Genomic DNA, 20,109 nt, shown 5'->3' on the forward strand with positions numbered 1-20,109 from the left:
AAATTTTATGAATGATTTCATTTTACCTATGCAATAAAAAGTCTGCCTAAAAAACTCAGGCAGACATTTTAACGAAAACCATATTTTCTTATTATAAGATTCCCAATAACTTCTTTGCTACTATAACCGTTTCACCGGCATCCTTGGCATATCCGTCAGCACCGATTTCATCCGCATAACTTTGGGTAATTACCGCACCGCCAATGATAATTTTTGCATTTAAACCGGATTCCTTTTTAAGACGTATCACTTCTTTCATTTCCAGCATGGTTGTTGTCATTAAAGCGGATAAGGCAATGATATCCGCATTCTTTTCCTTAGCAGTATCTATAATCTTAACAGACGGAACATCCTTACCAAGGTCAATAACCTGAAAACCATAATTTTTTAGCATTAGAACCACTAAATTCTTACCGATATCGTGTACGTCTCCTGCAACGGTTGCAATTACTATGGTACCCAATTTTTTATCATTACCGTCTTTCTTAAGTTTTGGTTCTAAAAAGTCAATTGCAGATTTCATTGCTTCAGCGGAAGAGATTAGCTGCGGCAGGAAATAAATCTGTTTATCAAACAACCGACCAACTTCGTTAATAGCAGGAATCAAAAGATTGTCCAATATAAAGGATGGGGGATTGCCCTCCTCCAAAGACTGGGTAACCAGCTGTACCATATTTCTTTTATTTCCCTTTATTACCCCTTCATAAACAGCCTGATTCGTCTGGTTGGATTTCTGTGTTTCCATCTGTGCTTTATCTTCTACCGGACTGCAACAGGAATCGTTGCCGGATATTCCTTTTTCCTTGTCTGAATGATTAACAGCATGAGCTGATTTATTTGCTGTACCGGCATTAGTTTCAGGTACCATGTCCTTTCCCTTGTCATTTACGTTCTTAATAACTACGGGATTTTTCGTAACTCTGTTAATGTATCGTATATCTGCCTCTTCTTTTCCTTTTAACAAATCGGCTGCAAATGCAGTATTAATCAACAAGTCCTGAGAAGGATTAGCTATTGCCATAGTAAGTCCTGTCTGTATGGCAAAGGCTAAAAAAGTACTATTAATAAACTGTCTCTCAGGTAATCCAAAAGAAATATTGGATAAACCTACTACAGTAGCCAGTCCTAACTCTTCTTTACAATACTGTATTGTCTGAAGTGTCTGGACGGCAGCATCCTTATTGGCTCCAACCGTGTTTACAAGTCCGTCTACTATAATATCTTCTTTCGTCAGCCCTTGCCTTTTTGCTTCTTTTAATATGGTTTGAATTATCTCTTTCTTTTCAGCTATATCTTTAGGCAATCCTTTATCGGATAATGGCAGGAGAATAAACATGGCTCCGTATTTTTTTGCCATAGGAATTAATTTCTCAAATTTTTCCTTTTCTAAGGATATAGAATTAATTAATGCCCGGCCGGGATAGATACGAAGTGCGGCTTCGATTACACTAATATGGCTGGAATCAATGCAAAGAGGTATATTCGCCGCCATGGTTACCTCTCTCACCACATTTATCATCATTTCTTTCTCATCGATACCGTTCATACCCATATTAATATCTAAGATATCCGCACCGTTTTCCACCTGTTCTTCCGCCATGCTAAGAACCGTATCCAATTCTCCCTCCTTTAATTCCTCTTGTAAAGCTTTTTTACCGGTAGGGTTAATTCTTTCACCGATTACCATAAAACGTCCGTCTAAATCTATATCAAGTGTTTTTCGTTCTGTTGTTAAGGTCCGTCTTTTGACTTGGTTTATGATATGAGGTTTCTTGGCATCAATCTCTTCTTTCAAACATTTTATATGTTCCGGGGTTGTACCACAACAACCTCCCACAAGACTGGCACCGGCATCCACTAACTTTTTGGCCTGTACTGCAAATTCCTCCGGTCCCAAACTAAATACGGTTTCATTATCAATTAATACCGGTAACCCAGCATTTGGTTTTGCTATAATTGGGACATTCGCGTATTCTTTCATGGCTGTTACAACCTGACACATTTTTTCAGGGCCGGTAGAACAGTTCACACCCACTGCATCCACTCCCATATTCTGCAGAACTACCATTGCAGTTACAGGATCGGTTCCGTAAAACGTGTGCATATTGTCATTAAAAGTTAAAGTAACCAAAACAGGCAATTCACAGCTTTCCTTAACCGCCAATACCGCCGCTCTGCACTCCTGCAGGCTCATCATGGTTTCTATAACAAATAAATCCACACCTTCCATTAACAGATAAGATATCTGTTCTTTATAGACATCCACTAATTCTTCAAACTCTATAGTACCAATAGGTGATAACTGTTCCCCGGTCATGGTCAGATCCCCGGCAATATAAACGTTCCTTTTATTTAATTGAGCTTCACTTACCGCCTTCCTGGATAATCTTACCAACTCCCGGTTAATACGTTCTATATCGTCTGCCAGTCCATATTCCTTCAATTTAATCCGATTACTGGTAAAGGTAGGTGCATATAAAATATCCGATCCGGCTTCAAGGTAGTCTTTCTGCAGCTTCACCAAGACATTGCTGTGTTCCAGAATCCACTTTTCCGGGCAAACTCCGGAGGGCATTCCACTTTTTTGCATATTACTTCCCATTGCCCCATCAAGAAGAACGATTTTTTTATTGATTAAATCCAAAAATTCTTTTTTTGTCATCGTTTGACCTCACTTCCTATTGGTACTTTATTTTACTTATAATAATTCTATATTACCAAAAAACCAACCGGTAATACCGTTTTTTTTAATCAGGTAACCTTTCTTCGTAACTTCTATGACGGAAACCAATTCCCCTGTTTTTACCGGCAGTTGATAATCCGTAGAGTCTTCACAGTAATAACCGTCTTTTTCTTTATAAATGTATTTATTTAAAATCCACATCCGGTATTTCGTGGAATTATGTTCACAGTAGGAAAATTCATCTTCTTTTTCTAATACATTAATCTTATTATCTATCCAGTGAATCAGCATAGAATTTTGTTTATCCGGTAAGTCCGGTTCTTGATTTTCTTTTGATTTAGGGCTGTTCCAAAACCTGTTATTATCCTCTGTCGTACTTATAATAATACCCTCTCTGATTTCATCAAAAGAAAGATAGGAAAATTCTTCGGAATTGATATGAGGAATAATAAAAGCATTAAGCTGTCCGTTTCTTTTGACTACATTTCCTCCGTCAATACTGATTATTTTATGTTTATTATCAACAATCGGATTACAGTCCGGTATTGCTTCTGAATATAAAACCACAGGCCAATGACCCACAATACAATACTTATCCAGGTATACTCCCTGATTTAAAAATGCATCGAGACTTCGCACCTTTTCTGCCTTTTGTTTATCCAGCTCTTTTGACGACAAACCCGCATGGACAAAGGTAAATTTCTGAGTATCAATGATATCAGGCAATCCCGCTATCCAGTTTAATTCTTCACTGAAATTCTGATCGAGTGCTTCTTTTATTTTTTTCATATCCGATTCTCTGGATACTTTGATAGATAAAATTTCACACATTTCATTGAGAAGACATTTCTTTCTCCGTAACATATAATTTAATAATTCCTTATGAACTTTGTCATGATATATTTCCACCGCAGCAAAATCGCAGTTTCCTTTTACCGGAAATACATTATGGGTTTTGCACAATTCCATAATAAATCTAAGAGTATTTAAGCTTTGAGGACCTTTTTCAATCATATCACCGGCAATAAATAAGTAATCCTCCTTACTGAAGTTCAATTTATTAAGAAGCTTTTTCAGCCCTGACAGGTTCCCATGTATATCACTGACAGCAATCATTCTACGATTTTCTTCCACTACTATTCTCTTAACACTGGCTAACAAACTATCACTTCCCCTATCGTTAAATTATTGTGACAATTTAGTCACTGCGGTTCTAACGAACAGTGTTTTGATGCGTGCTTTTAACGCACTAATCCCTGGTGTTCTGAATCGTTACAGATTATTGCTGCCTCCTGTGTTTTATTTTATTTTAATCTTATCCATAAGACTTACCCTGTTGAAAGGAAGCATAAAATAATATCCATCCGCAAAAGGATTTAATCTTTCAATAATTTCACCGGCTATTTTAGCTCCGGTCCATTCTGCTTCTTCCTTAGTCATCTCTGGACTGTAGCGTTCTATAACCCAATCCGGGACATGGATTCCTGAAATTTCATTTTTAATGAAATTTGCATTCCGGTAACTGACTAAAGGCATAATACCACATAATATTTTGGTATCTACTTTACTCTTAATTGATTTAACCCTTTCGATATCTTCGTCGGTAAAAATAGGCTGGGTTAAAAAATATTTGGCACCCCCTTCTATTTTTTTCTCCATTCTCTCAATTACTTTCTCTAGCGGCCCCCTGCCATAATTTAAGGCACCCCCATAATATATGGGTTCTTCACTGAAATGTTCCCGATTCATTTCTTTCACATACTCCATTAATTGAATGGAATTATAATCAAAAACACCCGTTGTGGACTGACGATTTTCACTGGGTATGGGATCACCTGTTACGATTAGCACATTTCGTATTCCATTGGCATAAGCCCCCAGAAGTCCGGATCTCATAGCAATCATATTTTTATCTCTGCAACATACATGAGGCATTACAGACATACCAGTTTCCTTCATAAGTTTTATACTCATCAGAATGGAATCTGCACGGCTTCTTCCCATAGGCGAATCAGCCATGGTAATGATATCTGCTCCTGTCTCCTTTAATTTATGGGCGCAGGTTATAATCTGATCATCTTTTGCATCAAAAGGCGGATCAAGTTCAACAGCAATCACCTTTTTGCCGGATTCCAATAAGCGGAAGAACTCATTTGCCCGCAGTTCTATCTGTTTTTCAGCTTTTACAGTAAGGCTGATACGAATTCCCCTCTTATTCTCCTGTAAGTCTATCTTATCGGTTATTTTCTTTATATAACCGGGTGTCGTACCGCAGCAGCCACCGATGATATCTACACCAAGCTCTACGATTCTCTGCATGTTTTCTTCAAAATAAGCTTCATTATCCATAAATATCATACGGTTTTGAAATTGTTCCGGGTAACCGGCATTTGGTGCAGCGACGATAAATTTATCCGTTGGGAAATTCAATTTTTTCAAGATATGATACATATGTCCGGAACCAATGCCGCAGTTAAAACCACCTGCATCTATTTCCTTAATTCCTGCAATTTCTTCTAATAATGTTCTTGCACTGATACCTTTCGTTGTATATCCGTTTTTATTCAGTAAAAAATTTGTTATAATAAAAATCTCCGGCGCCTTTTCTTTTATATAAGGAACCAATTTCTTTATATAAGTTAAATCAGAAAAGGTTTCAAATAATATAATCTCCGGATTTTCTTTTAAAAAGGTATCGCATATCAGCTTATATTCCTCTAGCAGCTCTTCTTCTGTTCTTGCGCTGTATTCAGGAATCGGCCCGATATCACAGGCTATATATACTTCTCTGCCTGATTCAATAACCGCCTGTTTTGCAAGTTTATAAGCTGCAGTAATTATTTCTGCCTGTTTTGCAGCTGTAATATTTAATACCTGCTGATTTGCTGCAAAGGAATTGGTCCGAATCAAAACGGCCCCTGCTTCTATATAACTTTGATGTATCTTAAGTATCTTGACAGGGTCAGTCAGATTAGCATATTCTGAGACAGCATTTTCATTATTTTCAAGTCTTGCAAAATACGTTCCCATTGCACCGTCTATAATCAATTTATGTTGTTTTAAATATTCCTGTATCTTCATGGACTTCTCCTTATGTTTGCATTCTTACTTAACTTTTTTATATCATAGCAAGAAATGAAGCAAATGAAAAGAGGAAATAAAGAAAATACAAGATTGTGTATTTTTATAAGATATCCTATCTACAATAATATGTAAATTCCTAAAAATAGTGTCATATTTCATCAAAAAAGAAACTGCTGCAGAATTTAAATCTATATGCTCATAAGCAGGATAGATTTAAATTCTGCAGCAGTAAAGAAAGGATATCCCTCCGCTATTACCTAATCTTATTTATCCAATGATTGTTACATATTCAACTTCCGCTCTTATTTCGAAAACCCTGCAGGCTTTACCGTTTTCCATAACAGGCCATTCTTCTAAAAAAACCGGAGCATCCTCTTCTAAAGGATATACCTCAAGCCGTAATTCATTGGGAAAATCAAAGCGTTTTAAACCAATTTCCCAGGTCTTGCCGTAATAAAACTGGTCGGCTATACACTCCTCTTTCTGATATAATCTTGCTCTGTCACCCTCATAGGATATCTGTATAAAGCAATCTTCCAAACTTTTACCCTGATAATCTAATTTAATTTCATATACTTTCTTATCCGATAAGTCAGCCACGAGCTCATATCCGACATTCACACTTGAGTCATTTGTTTTCTTTTTGTATACAGTAAAATCTCCATCCATACCAATATACTCAAAATCTTTTCGGATGAGACTCTCTTTCAGGGAGTTTGCAGCAGAAGATGTATTGACATTTTCCCGGATAATTGGAGGATAAATTTTTGTTAAGACATCTTCTCTTCCGATTATTTCGATCCCATTCTCTGTCTGAATTACAGCAGAATTACTTATAATCAGATATTCCTTATCCAGATTAACCCTCCAGGCATTCTTAGCCTCCTCCCTGCTTAGGCTAACTATCTTATTATCACCTAAATCCCCGGTAAAATTATATTGCGGAGGATGATTACTATAGAAAACATAAGTTTTTATTTCATTATTCAGAATACAAAGCGGCGTTGCCAGTGCTGTTTTTAGTACAGCATCCCCAATTTTCATATTAAAAGGATAGAAGAAATACTCCTTATCCCTAATATCAATGGGTGGAAACTCAATCTTTTCCTTTTCTAAATCTACTTTTAAACTAAGACCGGTATGTTTTTTCATTGGATATCTTCTCTGATAGTTATTTACAAAGATATAACCGCTATTCTCATTATGACGTACGGAAGATCTCAGATCTGTAAAATTATTCGGATATAATGGATTACTTTTTGGGATATCCGTTTTCATCTCGCACAGCTCACTTCCGAAATCCTTAATAAACATGGTTAAGAGCTTAAGTTCTTTAAAGGTTTCCGTTATTTGCCCGTATTCTCCCACAGGGGCCCTGAAATCATAATTAAACTCAGGCAGATCACTGGGATAACCCGTAGCCCTGGTCTCCTGCAAGGTAGTTAATTTTCCTTTAGGATTGGTACCGCCGTGATACATATAATACCCTAAGAGATTAACCCCGCTGCCTAATTTAACTAAGGACATGGCACCGATATCCGCTGCATAAGCTACCGGCCGCCTGTGATTGGTAACCTGCATACCGCCGCCAAGTTCAGCAGTAAGGTAAGGAAATTTATTAAGGTCATAGGTAATACCCGTACCGAACCCATAATCACTGCCTATATTATGATCGTTTCTCTCGTAGGTAAAGATGTAATTCCCGCTTGGTTCTATTTCTGTCAGTCTCTGATCCCAGGGTGCTTCAGGATAACCGCCCATAACCGGAAGAAGACCGCCGGTAACCGCTCCGCCCCATCCTGTGGCAGTATAAAGAGGTACCTCAAAACCGATTTCCTTTGCCATCCGGTACAGGATAGACATATGTAATTCCCCTGCTTCCCCGTTTAAACCACCACAATGACCATATTCATTCTCAATCTGCAGACCGATAATCGGTCCTCCGTCTTTTAATAGAAAACCTTTCACCTGTTCATATAGTATGGAATAATATTTTCTTACTTCTTCAAAATAGGCTGGGTCATTGGTTCTTGGCTCAAAAGACTTCTTAAGAAGCCAATCGGGAAAACCACCGTTTCGCACTTCCCCATGCGTCCATGGCCCAATACGGAGTATCATATATAATCCACATTCTTTGCAGGTATTGACAAAGGTCCTTAAATCTTTATCACCTTCAAAATCATATACTCCCTCTATTTCTTCATGATGAATCCAGATGGCATAAGCAGAAACAATCGTTACACCACCGGCCTTCATCTTATACAAAGAATCTCTCCAATAGCTATTAGGATATCTGGAATAGTGAATTTCTCCCATAATCGGAAACCACGGCTTCTTATCCTTCGTTAAATATCTGGGGTTAAAATTAAATTCTGTCATTTTCCTATTAGTCTCCTATCACGTTTTGTAATTTATTATATAAGTTTATTTTACCGCTCCTGTAATGCCTTCTGCAAAACTCTTCTGCAGCAGGAAGAAAACAATAACCGTTGGGATGGTACATACTAAAACACCTAACATCACCATGCCGTAATCAATTACATATCCGGAAAGCAGATTTGCCACCATCATTGGCATAGTTATTTTTTCATTGGACAGCATAATTACTTTAGGCCACAGATAATTATTCCAGGCATTCATAAAAACGATAGTCATAGCTGCGGCATAAGTAGACCGCATGGTAGGTATAAACATCTGAAGGAATATTTTCAGTTCACCAAGTCCATCAATTCTGGCTGCTTCAATGATATCATGAGGAAAAGATCTTGCACTCTGGCGAAACAGCATTATTAAAAACGGTGTAGAGATAGTTGGAAGGATAAAACCAATTGTGCTGTTTAATAAACCCATCTTGGAAAACATCTGAAATAACGGTATTAATGTAGCTACAAAAGGTACCATCATGGCAAGGAGCAATATGGACATTACCGTATCTTTTGCCTTGTCGTGATAAACTTCAAAACCATAACCGGCAATAGAACATATAATTAGACTTACCAGGGTTAAAAGTATGGAATTCCGAAAAGAATTCATAAGTGCATTTCCAACATCCTGTGCCTGTAATAGACTTTTCCAATTCTCTAAAAGATAATTACCGGGTATTAATTTACCTCCAATTATATCTACACTTTTATTTGTGGCCGATACGGCCATCCAATATAACGGAAATACTGAAAGTATTGATACAACAGTTAATACGAAATAATTCAGAAAACTTTTAAACTTTCTCATCTCTTATCACCTACTTTCATTTGGATAAAAGCTAATACCGCAACTAAAATAAGTACCAGGAAAGACATTGCTGTGGCATATCCGAAATTAGGTGAATATTCAAAGGATATTTTATAGATATAATGAGACATAGTAATTGTGGTATTAGCCGGCCCGCCGTTGGTTAAGTTTACGGATTCATCAAATAACTGCAGGGTTCCGTTAGTAGACATAATAGCAGTTAAAAGTATTATAGGTTTTAACAAAGGAATTGTAATTCTTCCAAATTGCTGAAATGAACTGGCTCCGTCGATTTTTGCAGCTTCATAAATGGTATATTCAATATTCTGTAATCCGGCAAGGTAAAACACCATATTATAACCCGTCCATCTCCAGATTAATGCCAGAATAATAACTGCTCTGGCAGTACCCGCATTAGCCAGCCAGTTTATGGGAATATGGATGATTCCAAACTTTAACAGCATCGTATTGATAAAACCGTCTAAGGCAAACAACGCACGGAAGATAATAGCATACGAAACCAGTGATGTTGCGCAGGGTAAGAAAATAGCTGTCCGAAATAAACCTTTCAATTTTAAATTTCTGTTATTTAGCATGGAGGCCAGGCCCAGAGCCAACAACAGCATAATCGGTACCTGAATAATCAAATAGAAAAAGTTATTAAATAACGCCTGTGTAAATACCTTATCCTGCATCATTCTTATATAGTTATACATCCCTGCAAACTTCATATGTACACCGACACCGGTTCTAAACGATAATAACAGTGCCCTTATCATTGGAAAAAAGCTCATCCAGCAAATCAATAAAACTGCCGGCAATAGAAAAAACCAGCCAACCAAATTTCTTTTTTTGGTTAGACCTATCTTTTTCTTCCTGTTGTCCATAAATTAAGCCTCCTCCTAAAACTTAATGCCAGAATTTCCATAGTAAAAGAGACTGCTGTAAAAACCTGCGGCAGGTATTTTGGAAAATAATACTGTTTCTATTAAGCAAACAGGTACCTTTCCTTAAGTTATTACAGCAGCGCTCTATATTATTGTCCCATCTGGAATTTAACGGTATCTTCCGCATTCTTAAGTTCAGATTCGAGGTCAGCCCCACTTACTACATTAGTAATTGCGGTACCTACTGCGTCTCTTGCTTCATAATAATAAACACCGGTATTATTGCTTGGTACTTTTCCAGCAAATTCTGTTATATCCGCATAAATTTTCTGTCCTCCAAAAAATTCAGAGGGTTTTGCATAGACATCACTGTCACCGGCCGGCAGATAGGTTGCCAGTGCACCGGAAGACGGAAGTATAGTTTCATAAAGTTCTACACTTCCAGCAAAGGTTTTTGATAAGAAATCCACTGCCAGGTCCACATTCTTGCTATTAGAAGAAATAGCCCAGCTGGAGCCGCCATTATTGGTATAATTGGTTGCGCCCTGAACATCATTTAATTTTGGCACATTGGTTAATGCCCATTTACCGGATTGGTCAGCCGCAGTCTGAATGGAAGCAAGAATCCAGCATCCATTCATGGTACCGGCTACCGTACCATTTGTAAAGGTGCCGATATATTGATCCCAATCATTGACTTCAATTAAAACCCCTTCTTTTACTAATGTGGTATAGACATTTATTGCTTCTATTAAAGCCTGGTTACCGACAATGTTCGGTGAGCCGTCTTCTTTAAATAAACTTTGTCCGCAGGATTGAAGCATTTCGGTAATTAAATCCGGGCTGCCTGCCTGAACGGATAATAAAGGTTTCTTGGTTTTAGCAAGTATGTCCTTGCCAAGTTCTATATATTTATCCCATGTGATATCTTTAAAATCATTTATTGTATATCCGGCCTGTTCAAGAACATCCGTCCTTAGGCAATCAATACCGGTACCATTATCAAATGGAACTCCATAATTTTTTCCATCCACGACAGAATAAGCAACTTTAGCCGGAGCAAAGGAATCATAAGCAATACCTTTCCCTGTTAAATCTGTAAAAACTTCCGGGAAATTAGCATAGTTTTTCTGGAAAGCATTATCCTGCATCAGGAAAATATCAGGTAAGGTTTTAAGATCTCCTGAGGATGCAGCCGTCGTTAGCTTGGTTTGAACATCGTCCCAGGGCGTTTCAATTATATTTAGTTTAAAATCAGGATTTGTCTTTTGATAAACTTTTTCTGCTTCCTGCATCGCATAAATATTAAAAGCAGGATCCCAGCACCAAACGGTAAGTGTATTATTATCTCCAGAGGTTGATGCCTTTGTATCCTCTGTCTTTTCATCTTTAGTGGAGTTAACATTACCGGCTGTTTCAGTTTCTTTAGCACCGTTTCTGGGACTGCATGCTGTCAAAGCAGTTACCATAACGAAAACCAGTAAGTAAGAAAGTAATTTCTTCATAGATCTCCTCCTAAACATTATGTAGTTGTGACTATTCAGCAGCAACACGGTTTTTGCCGTACCTCTTTACGCGGTTGAACCAAATAGTGTCATAAAGTTAACAAAATACCATCATAAAAGCAAATCAACAAATCTTTACTTGGTCGACCTCTTAAGCACAATCTCATAATTAACCCAGGTTTTCTGAATTCCGGTAACCCCCGAAATAGTGTCAATTAATTTCTTTGCCCCATTTATTCCTAATTCTTTCGGATTAATACTGAGGGATGTGATAGGTGGATTATAACTTTCCAAATGTGCATTATTGTAAAAAGAAGCAACTTTTATATCCTCCGGAACTGAATAATTATCTTCATTTAACTTAGCCAGTACCCTGGAACATATTAAATCATCAGAACATACAATACAATCTAAATGCCGTTCCATAATCTGATTAACTGCACGGTCGATTAAAACGTTATTATTCATATCTAAGAATACCATGCTGTTATCCATGTTAATCTTTAAATCCTGAAATGCTTTCACAAAACCCGCATAGCGGTTCCGGTTGACAATGTGATTCTGATTTCCAGCTAATAAAGCCAAAGACCGGTTTCCGGATATCAGTAAAATTGATGTCAGTTCGCAGCAGCCTTCTACATGATTGTTATCAATCTGAATAATTTCATTATCTTCACAGGAGCCGATAACCACAAAAGGAATTCCGCATTCTTTCAGAAAATTAGCAGGAGCGTCATTTACTAAGGATCTGGTTAAAATGACTCCGTCTACTTTCTGATTATGTATCAGCCTTTTTAAGAAAGTAATATCATCTTCTTTAACAGTAGTAACTACAACATCGTAATCCTGTATAGCTGTTTCCTCACAAATGCCCATTAAACAACTTTGGAAAAAAGGTATTTCAATAAGATTTGCATCTGCAGGCAGAATAACACCAATATTATATGTTTTACTTTGGGCTAATCCCTTAGCAATGGCATTGGGCTTATAATTATGCAGCCTGATATATTCTCTCACTTTTAACATAGTGGATTCACTGATTCTGCCTTTACCGGATATTGCTCTGGATATTGTTGACTTTGATAATCCCAATTCTTCAGCAATATCGTCAATAGTAATATTCTTCGATGCTCTTATTTTATCTCCATCGTTCATTTCGTACCCCCTTTACATTGTGCAATCGGTTGTTCAATTATATATTATCATCAGTATTTTATGTTGTCAACGGATAATCAGCAGGCGGTTTTACTATATTTTAACTGATTTTATGACAAGTCTGCATCCATTTATCGGGTAAATAAATCATTTTATGAGCAATCGGTTGCGCTTCTTTTCTTTTAATCTATAAAAAAACAACATTTCTCAAAGAAAAATGTTGTTTTTATGATTCGCTTTATTATTCTGTCGTCTTATTTTCTCACAAAACCTAAGTATCTGGTACCTTGAAAAGTCAATTTTCCTATGTCACCTTCTGCAAGTAAACCATATTCGCTTCCTGTGACTTCTAACTCAATCCGATCACCACTCTCTACCTGAAAAGTGGTATAATACCAAGTAGAAGAATTATAGTGATCCAGAGAATTATCTGTTGCATTATTGTGATAATGGCTGGATACATCGGTTCTTTTCGATGTTATGACAGCATCCACCGTTAAAACCGGTGAATTGTTATTATGAGTATTCTGCTTTACCTTTTGACTGATACTATATACTGTAACGCCTATTATAAGAATTGACATTAGAAAAAATATAATTGGAAATATTGTGAACATAAAACTAAATGAGCCAAATTGATTCATTCCCATAGATTTTTTCTTCCTCCTTACACTATTTTATATATTATACCATAAAATGCTAAGGGTTGGAAACATTTAATACATCGATCAAACTTTCAGAAGTTACTAATCCCTATAATCTTTTGCCCTATCATATTCTTTTTGGATTTCGTCTGAAGGTTCTTTTGTCAAAAGGGATACAACCAAAATAGCAACTGCAGAAAGGATAAAAGCTGGAAGTAATTCATAAATTCCAAATATTCCGCCCATAGGTTTTATAAACAGTTTCCAGATAAACACTGCGATACCGCCTGTTAATAGTCCTGCAATAGCACCTTCTCTCGTAGTCCTCTTCCAGAATAGGGAGAACAGCATAATCGGACCGAATGTTGCACCAAATCCAGCCCAGGCAAAAGATACAATCGTAAATATAATGCTTTTTTCATCTAAAGCTATAATAGCACCTACCACTGCTATTGAAATTAAGATAATACGGGAAACCTTCATAACTTCTTTGTCTGTAGCGGATTTTTTTAAAATACCCTGAAAAATATTTTTTGAGAAAGCGGAAGCAGCAATTAAAAGATAGGAATCGGATGAACTTATGGTTGCGGCCAAAATTCCTGCCATTACAAGCCCTGCCAATACAGACGGCAAAAGATTTGTAGACATTGTTATAAATATGCTCTCTGCATCACTTTTCGTAAGCAGGACATCCGGATATATGGATCTTCCGATTAATCCGATAAATACTGCTGCCGTCAGGGAGATGCAGCACCAAATCGTCGCAATTCTTCTGGATTGATTTAATTCCGACTGTTTCCGGATGGCCATAAATCTTAAAAGTACCTGTGGTACACCAAAATAACCAAGTCCCCAGGATAGGGTAGATAGAATAGTCAAAAATCCGTAAGTGCCTGCTTCATTAAATAAAGGAGAACCGTTTTGTGATAGTTTCTGAACGCCATCAGCTACATCCGGTGTTGCTATGCCAAAAAAGGAAAGAAATCCTGGTATATCTTTAATATTTTCCATTACTGCGGGTAGTCCGCCGGCATAAACGACGGACGTCACTAATATTACAAGCAAAGCAAGAAACATAACGACACCCTGCATGAAATCCGATGCACTTTCTGCTAAAAATCCGCCTAAAAAGGTATAAACCACAACAAATATCGCACCTGCTATCATCATGGATTGATAGGAGAATCCAAATAAGGTACTGAATAGTTTTCCAACTGTTACAAAACAACTGGAAGCATATACCGTAAAAAATACGAGAATGAATGCAGCCGCTATTGTCATTATAACTTTATTCTTTTCTTTATAACGGTTACTGAAAAAATCCGGAATAGTGATTGAATTGCCTGCAACAATGGAATAACCATGAAGCCTTTTTGCTACAATCAGCCAATTAATATAAGTACCGGCTAATAATCCAATTGCTGTCCAGGCCGCATCGCTTAATCCAACCCAATATGCCACTCCAGGTAATCCCATTAAAAGCCATCCGCTCATATCGGAAGCTTCCGCACTCATAGCAGTAACCCAGGGGCCTAAGGATCTTCCGCCGATAAAATAATTCTCCGAGCTTTCATTTGCCCTTTTAGCATAATACACGCCGATTCCGATTACCAAAGCCATATAGCTTGCCATGGTCAGGAATATCTCCAGTTTACTCATTCATAAATCCTCCCGTACTATTTATACATTTTTGCAACCGCCTATATTGGAAATTTATCTAATTTTAGGCCTTTGCTAGACTTATTATATAATTTTCATGAATATAAATCCACTATTTTTTATATTATTTCATTATATTGTGAGTAAAAATAAATATGCCTTTTCTGACCTAATCTGCTGCATAGTTTCTATAGTTTCTGTATTCTTTTTATAGAACATTGTGTTGTGTCTTATTACATAAAAACAGCATGGGCCGATACAAAATTCTTAGAGTATAAACTAAAGATTTTGTAACAGCCCCATGCTGCTTTTTATCTTTTTTGATTAATCGGCCCAATGCCTTCATCTACAACATTATGGGTCTGGTTCTGATTTTCTACTTTAACCTTATTGGTAATGCTGTTAAATTTTTCATTTTCTTTTTTTTGCTGTTTTTTCTCTGTTTTTGATTTGTCCATACATAATCACCTCAGTATTAGTTTTTGTAAAACTGATATAAATATGTATTTACTTCTAGAAAAAGTATAGAATATTCCTCGCGGATTTTCTTTCTCAGAGATTTTATTTATAAACATTACACTTCTCTTAGAAGCCTTAACAGCATATCTCCGGTTCCTACGTTATAACCGCTGGCTGCATAAATCACATTTAATTCTTTCGTTGTCACGGCGATAAGCGGCAGTTTATCAGGGTCAACATATAATCTTCGTCCCAATACCTGAATATTTTCTTTAAAATCGTCATATAAAATTTCTACTCCTGGAAATATATTGATTACTTTCCTTATGGTAGGAACTGCAAGGGATTTTTTATTACGGACGATAAAAACCAGACTATCTGCGTATGTATCAAAATCATTGGATTTCTCCAGAAGCTCATTTAAAATATGTTCGGTAGGTTCTTTATTATCTTCCAGCCAAAGAAGAATCCGTTTTTTATGACTTGTCAGCTCACTGCCCGTTACCGTTTCTCCGGATTCCTTTTTTAACGTAAAATCACTTATGGAAATGTTCTCAAGCATATCGGTAAGCTTTGCTTCCCGTAAGGATAAATCTACTTTCTCATAAGCTCCTGCAATAAGTCTGAAACTATATTGATTGGCAAAAATATTGCCGTTTGGCAGACGATTCGATGTAATTATTCGGTATGTTCCCGGTTCCAGGATAAGCCTTAATTGTCCGTCCTTAAAAACTTCACCCTCCAATTTCAGGGTAGTATAAGTTCCCTTATTATACTTAGCAATGGTATAATTCTGGTAATAAGACCAGGTTATTTTCTCCTCTCTGCTTATTAATAATAAACTCGAAAGCTTTATGTTATTTTCTAATAACGAAATAAACTGTGTTTTATTCCAATATTCCATGGTATCGTTCCGGGAATTTAATCTGGCCGCTAACCCTAATGTCCTGGCTATTGCGACAAATAATATTTTTTTTGATAATTCACATCCAAAACCGGACTTTAGACAGCCCACCGGTGTGGTTACCACATTGGGATGTTCTTTTTCTGTTCGGCTTTGTATATTCTTGTTGATCCACTCCCAGATAAGTCTTGGCTGTTTTCTATATATTTCTTTTTCCTCTGGAGAAAAAAAATCATTAATGTAAGTGCGGTATTTTGTTATAGGTTCATTTTTTATCCTCGGATTTAACAGATATGTTATAAATATTTTCTCCTCATACGGGTCTATAAAAGGCAAGGCAGCCAATAAATGTTCCTCCAGTATTTCCGCCGTTATGTCAGTTTTATCTTTGGCCGTTAAACTTTCTAATACTTTATTTTTTAAGTATCTTGTACTTTTATCACTTTCCAAAAACTTATCTGCTTCTTTATTTTTAAGAGTTTTTACTTTAATCAGTCTTTTTTCTGAAGCCTTACGAAACTTTATGATTCCAGCTTCCTTTTGTTCCAGGGATGGCATTTGGGTATTTACCGGACTGTCAGTAGGTGCAACTATATCAAATACTTCCCATTTGTTTTCACTTGAAACTTCTTGCCTTAAGGTAACAGCAGCTTCTGCCTGAAATCTGGTATCAATTAAAATTTCCTTATAAACGTCATCCTTGCTGACATGAATTAAGATACTGCCCAGTCCTAGTTTAATTTTTACTTTACCTGCTTCATCAGTCCAAAGAGTTGCCAGGTCAGCTAATTCGGAATAATTTAAGATCTGAAATTCGACCTTAGCACTCTCCACCGGCCTTCCTGCTTCATCTGTCACTTTAACCCTAACAGACTGAACCGGCGCATATCTTTCCAACTGGTTTAACAGAGTTACCATTCCCTCTTTACTGATTATCTCATCTTCCTGTTCTATAAAATCAAACCACCTGGAATGGATCAGCATAGCCCTGGAAGAGGCATTGGTAAACCAGCCTTTGTTTAAGATTTCTTCCGGTTCACAGGCTCCGATAAAATACCAGCTGCCGTCACACCAAACCTCTACCCAGGCATGATTATCATCACAGTGAGACCATCTGGGTGCATAAACCTGTCTGGCCGGAATTCCAATACTGCGAAGAACGCTTACACAAAATGTGGATTCCTCACCACATCTGCCGTATCCGCAGTGATAAACAGCGATTGGTGCTCTGGTCCTTTCATCTGTGGATTGATAAGTAACTTCTTCTGCGCACCAGTAATTGGCCTCCAAAACAGCTTCTTTCATAGCAAGATATGGAATCCTGTCTTTTAACTTCTCATAGAAAAAGGTCCGGCAGGGTAAAATCTCTTCCTCATTAACACGGTGATACAGGACGTAATTCAAAAATATATCTTCCGGTATTTTGCTGCTGTAAGGACCATTTTGCCATATTTGTATCCCATGTTCGGCATAATCTAAAAAGGTATCAAAGGGGTAATTGGATATATCACTATAAGGCATAGTTACATATAAATATTTCAAAGCTAATACTGTATCTTTCCCGAAATTCTTAAATCTGTTAAACACTTCCTCCTGCAAAAACGGAAGTTCTTTCATTAATTGATTAAATTTATTGTCAATTCTATTTATATTTTTTTCTGAAAACATGAATCTACCACTCCAATTATATACTTTCTAAAACCTGCCGTGCTTTGTGGATCTTGCTTTCATCCGTTCTCCAGATGACATATTCATCAAGGGAGGGAAGTCCCATGCTGACTCCTTCTTTACGGAAATTCATATTACTCTCTTCATTCACTTTTCCTGACATATGAAACGCTTTCGCACCTGTGATGGGTCCTATTTTTTTAATTACCTCAGCATCTACTCCACCCCCCACTAAAATTTCTATCTCACCCTGACTATTTTCAACCAGCTCCTTAATCAGGCTGCTTCCCTCCATACAGGTATTTTTCTGGCCGGATGTAAGAATGGATCGGATTCCCAGCTGTTTTGCTTCTTTCAGGGTTTCTAAGGGATCGAAACAGACATCAAATGCTCTGTGCAGGGTTACCTCCATCGCTCCGGTCAAACCGATTAAGATCTCCATCTGGTTTCGATTCAAGGTTCCATCCGGTTTTAAAATTCCTAATGCCACACCATTCACCCCTAACTCTTTGAACATCCTGACTTCTTCTTTCATTATATTAAACTCATATTCCGAATAACAGAAATCTCCAAATCTGGGACGTATTAATACATTGATTTTTATATCCGTATACTTTTGAACCTCTTTTAATAACCATTTACTAGGTGTTGTACCGCCGATAATTAAATTACTGCATAGTTCCAGTCTGTTTGCTCCGCCTCTACTGGCTCCAAGGGCTGATTCAACCGAATCCACACAAGCTTCCAGAGTATAATTAACCATTCTTATCTCTCCTTTCGATCAGTTGACCGATTTTTATTGCAAAGGTAATAAATGGACGTTACACCGGCACCGGTGGCGCCTTGGGACTGATATTCAAAAATGGGAGAATCAACCCATGCAGTTCCGGCAATATCAATATGCAGCCATGGCAAACCGTTAGCAAATGCCTTAATAAATAATCCTGCAGTAATCGTCCCGCAATGCTTTTCACCCATATTTTTTATATCTGCAATTTTACTTTTTATCATTTTCTCATGTTCCGGATATACCGGAAGCCTCCAGTAACGTTCACCGGATATTTTATAGGCCGAACGAAATTCCTCAAAAAATTTCTGATCATCCGTTACAACACCGGCTACACTAAAGCCTAACATGTTTACCACAGCTCCGGTTAAGGTTGCAATATCAAGCACCCTGGTGACCTTTTCATTTGCCGTTGCATAAGCAACAGTATCTGCTAATATAAGCCTGCCCTCAGCATCCGTATTAATTACTTCAATGGTTTTACCGGAATAGGATGTAATAACGTCACCTGGCAACAGACTTCCCGGAGATATCCTGTTCTCACAAATAGGAATTAAACCGATTACATTTGTTTTTACCTTATTTTTTGCCAAGGCATAGATGGCACCTGTAACCGCTGCACCGCCAGCCATGTCACCTTTGATACCCAGCATGGAAGCAGCCGGTTTTAAGCAATACCCTCCCGTGTCACAGGTCACCCCCTTTCCCACTAATGCTGTAATTTCCTGATTATCCGGGTCTGCCAAATAACGCACTATCATAAAACAAGGCGGAAATTCACTGCTTTCACCGACTGCTGTTAATCCTCCCATACCCATTTTCTTTAATTTTGCATAATCAAACAGTTCTGTTTTAACTCCTGTATCCTTTAGAAATATTTTGATTTCTTCGGCAAATTGGGCCGGCCTTAACTGATTTCCCGGAAGATTAACCATATCTCTCGCAAATCGGACTCCCTCGATTACAGGAATTGTTTCCTTTAATAAAAACTTAGCGGCTTCCATTTCTTTATCCGGGATTCCGTTTAAATCGATTATAAAATCCTCCCTGTCTTGTGCAGGAAATTTAACCTGTTCGTAACATCCAAGCATAAGCCCTTCCGCTATATCCCGAATACAGTCTATACCATAAGCGGATATAACCTTGCCAATATTCATTGAGAAAGTGTTAATCTTATGCAATTTCATCTGCTTTACAGCTTTGGCGGATAACTCTTTTATATGAAGCCTGTCGTTAATTTCTGTTCCGAGTCCTACAAGTAATGACATGGTTCCATTCTCTTTTGCTAAAAAGACAGACTGAAGATATTCGCCGCCAAATATTTCTCTTATATTCGCAGATATTCCATTTAAATCAGTATCATTTTTAAAATAAAAATCTACCTGATAATTATCTGCATTGCCTTTAACAATACGAATCATAAAAACCCCTTTTTCTCATTTA

The 20,109-nt window shown here is 37.3% G+C and carries 14 protein-coding genes; all 14 read right to left on the reverse strand.

Annotation, left to right across the window (positions count from 1 at the left end; all coding sequences use genetic code 11):
* Positions 1–91 precede the first annotated feature (91 nt).
* A complete protein-coding gene (locus RBU59_RS07745; RefSeq protein ID WP_308147304.1) occupies positions 92–2,662 on the reverse strand; it encodes a homocysteine S-methyltransferase family protein in 2,571 nt (856 codons plus the stop codon).
* A gap of 36 nt (positions 2,663–2,698) precedes the next feature.
* Positions 2,699–3,844: a metallophosphoesterase gene (locus RBU59_RS07750; RefSeq protein WP_308147305.1), complete on the reverse strand. Its 1,146-nt coding sequence runs from the start codon at positions 3,842–3,844 to the stop codon at positions 2,699–2,701.
* Positions 3,845–3,982: 138 nt separating this feature from the next.
* The gene (locus RBU59_RS07755; RefSeq protein ID WP_308147306.1) at positions 3,983–5,764 is read right to left on the reverse strand and encodes a bifunctional homocysteine S-methyltransferase/methylenetetrahydrofolate reductase; all 1,782 of its coding nucleotides are present in this window, start codon (positions 5,762–5,764) and stop codon (positions 3,983–3,985) included.
* Between the two features lie 270 nt (positions 5,765–6,034).
* On the reverse strand, positions 6,035–8,146 hold the full coding sequence (locus RBU59_RS07760) for a beta-galactosidase (RefSeq protein ID WP_308147307.1): 2,112 nt from the start codon (positions 8,144–8,146) through the stop codon (positions 6,035–6,037).
* Positions 8,147–8,191: 45 nt separating this feature from the next.
* A complete protein-coding gene (locus RBU59_RS07765) occupies positions 8,192–8,998 on the reverse strand; it encodes a carbohydrate ABC transporter permease (protein WP_308147308.1) in 807 nt (268 codons plus the stop codon).
* Positions 8,995–9,885 (reverse strand): carbohydrate ABC transporter permease, encoded by an 891-nt coding sequence (locus tag RBU59_RS07770; protein ID WP_308147309.1) that lies wholly within the window; start codon positions 9,883–9,885, stop codon positions 8,995–8,997. The genes RBU59_RS07765 and RBU59_RS07770 overlap by 4 nt, the downstream gene beginning before the upstream one ends.
* A 149-nt stretch (positions 9,886–10,034) precedes the next feature.
* Positions 10,035–11,390, reverse strand: a complete 1,356-nt coding sequence (locus RBU59_RS07775) for an ABC transporter substrate-binding protein (protein WP_308147310.1) — start codon at positions 11,388–11,390, stop codon at positions 10,035–10,037.
* A gap of 135 nt (positions 11,391–11,525) precedes the next feature.
* A complete protein-coding gene (locus RBU59_RS07780; RefSeq protein ID WP_308147311.1) occupies positions 11,526–12,545 on the reverse strand; it encodes a LacI family DNA-binding transcriptional regulator in 1,020 nt (339 codons plus the stop codon).
* 254 nt (positions 12,546–12,799) lie between these two features.
* Positions 12,800–13,195, reverse strand: a complete 396-nt coding sequence (locus RBU59_RS07785) for a DUF2500 domain-containing protein (protein ID WP_308147312.1) — start codon at positions 13,193–13,195, stop codon at positions 12,800–12,802.
* Between the two features lie 96 nt (positions 13,196–13,291).
* Positions 13,292–14,848, reverse strand: coding sequence for a sodium/proline symporter (locus tag RBU59_RS07790; protein ID WP_308147313.1), 1,557 nt, complete (start codon positions 14,846–14,848; stop codon positions 13,292–13,294).
* Between the two features lie 311 nt (positions 14,849–15,159).
* Positions 15,160–15,306, reverse strand: a complete 147-nt coding sequence (locus tag RBU59_RS07795; protein ID WP_308147314.1) for a hypothetical protein — start codon at positions 15,304–15,306, stop codon at positions 15,160–15,162.
* Between the two features lie 116 nt (positions 15,307–15,422).
* A complete protein-coding gene (locus tag RBU59_RS07800; protein WP_308147315.1) occupies positions 15,423–17,879 on the reverse strand; it encodes a transglutaminase-like domain-containing protein in 2,457 nt (818 codons plus the stop codon).
* A 16-nt stretch (positions 17,880–17,895) separates the two neighbouring features.
* Positions 17,896–18,642: a copper homeostasis protein CutC gene (locus RBU59_RS07805; protein WP_308147316.1), complete on the reverse strand. Its 747-nt coding sequence runs from the start codon at positions 18,640–18,642 to the stop codon at positions 17,896–17,898.
* Positions 18,643–18,644: 2 nt separating this feature from the next.
* Positions 18,645–20,087 (reverse strand): leucyl aminopeptidase family protein, encoded by a 1,443-nt coding sequence (locus RBU59_RS07810; RefSeq protein ID WP_308147317.1) that lies wholly within the window; start codon positions 20,085–20,087, stop codon positions 18,645–18,647.
* Positions 20,088–20,109 lie beyond the last annotated feature (22 nt).

Origin of the sequence: Anaerocolumna sp. MB42-C2 (assembly GCF_030913705.1) — a bacterium.
In the GTDB taxonomy this organism is placed as follows: Bacteria; Bacillota; Clostridia; order Lachnospirales; family Lachnospiraceae; genus Anaerocolumna.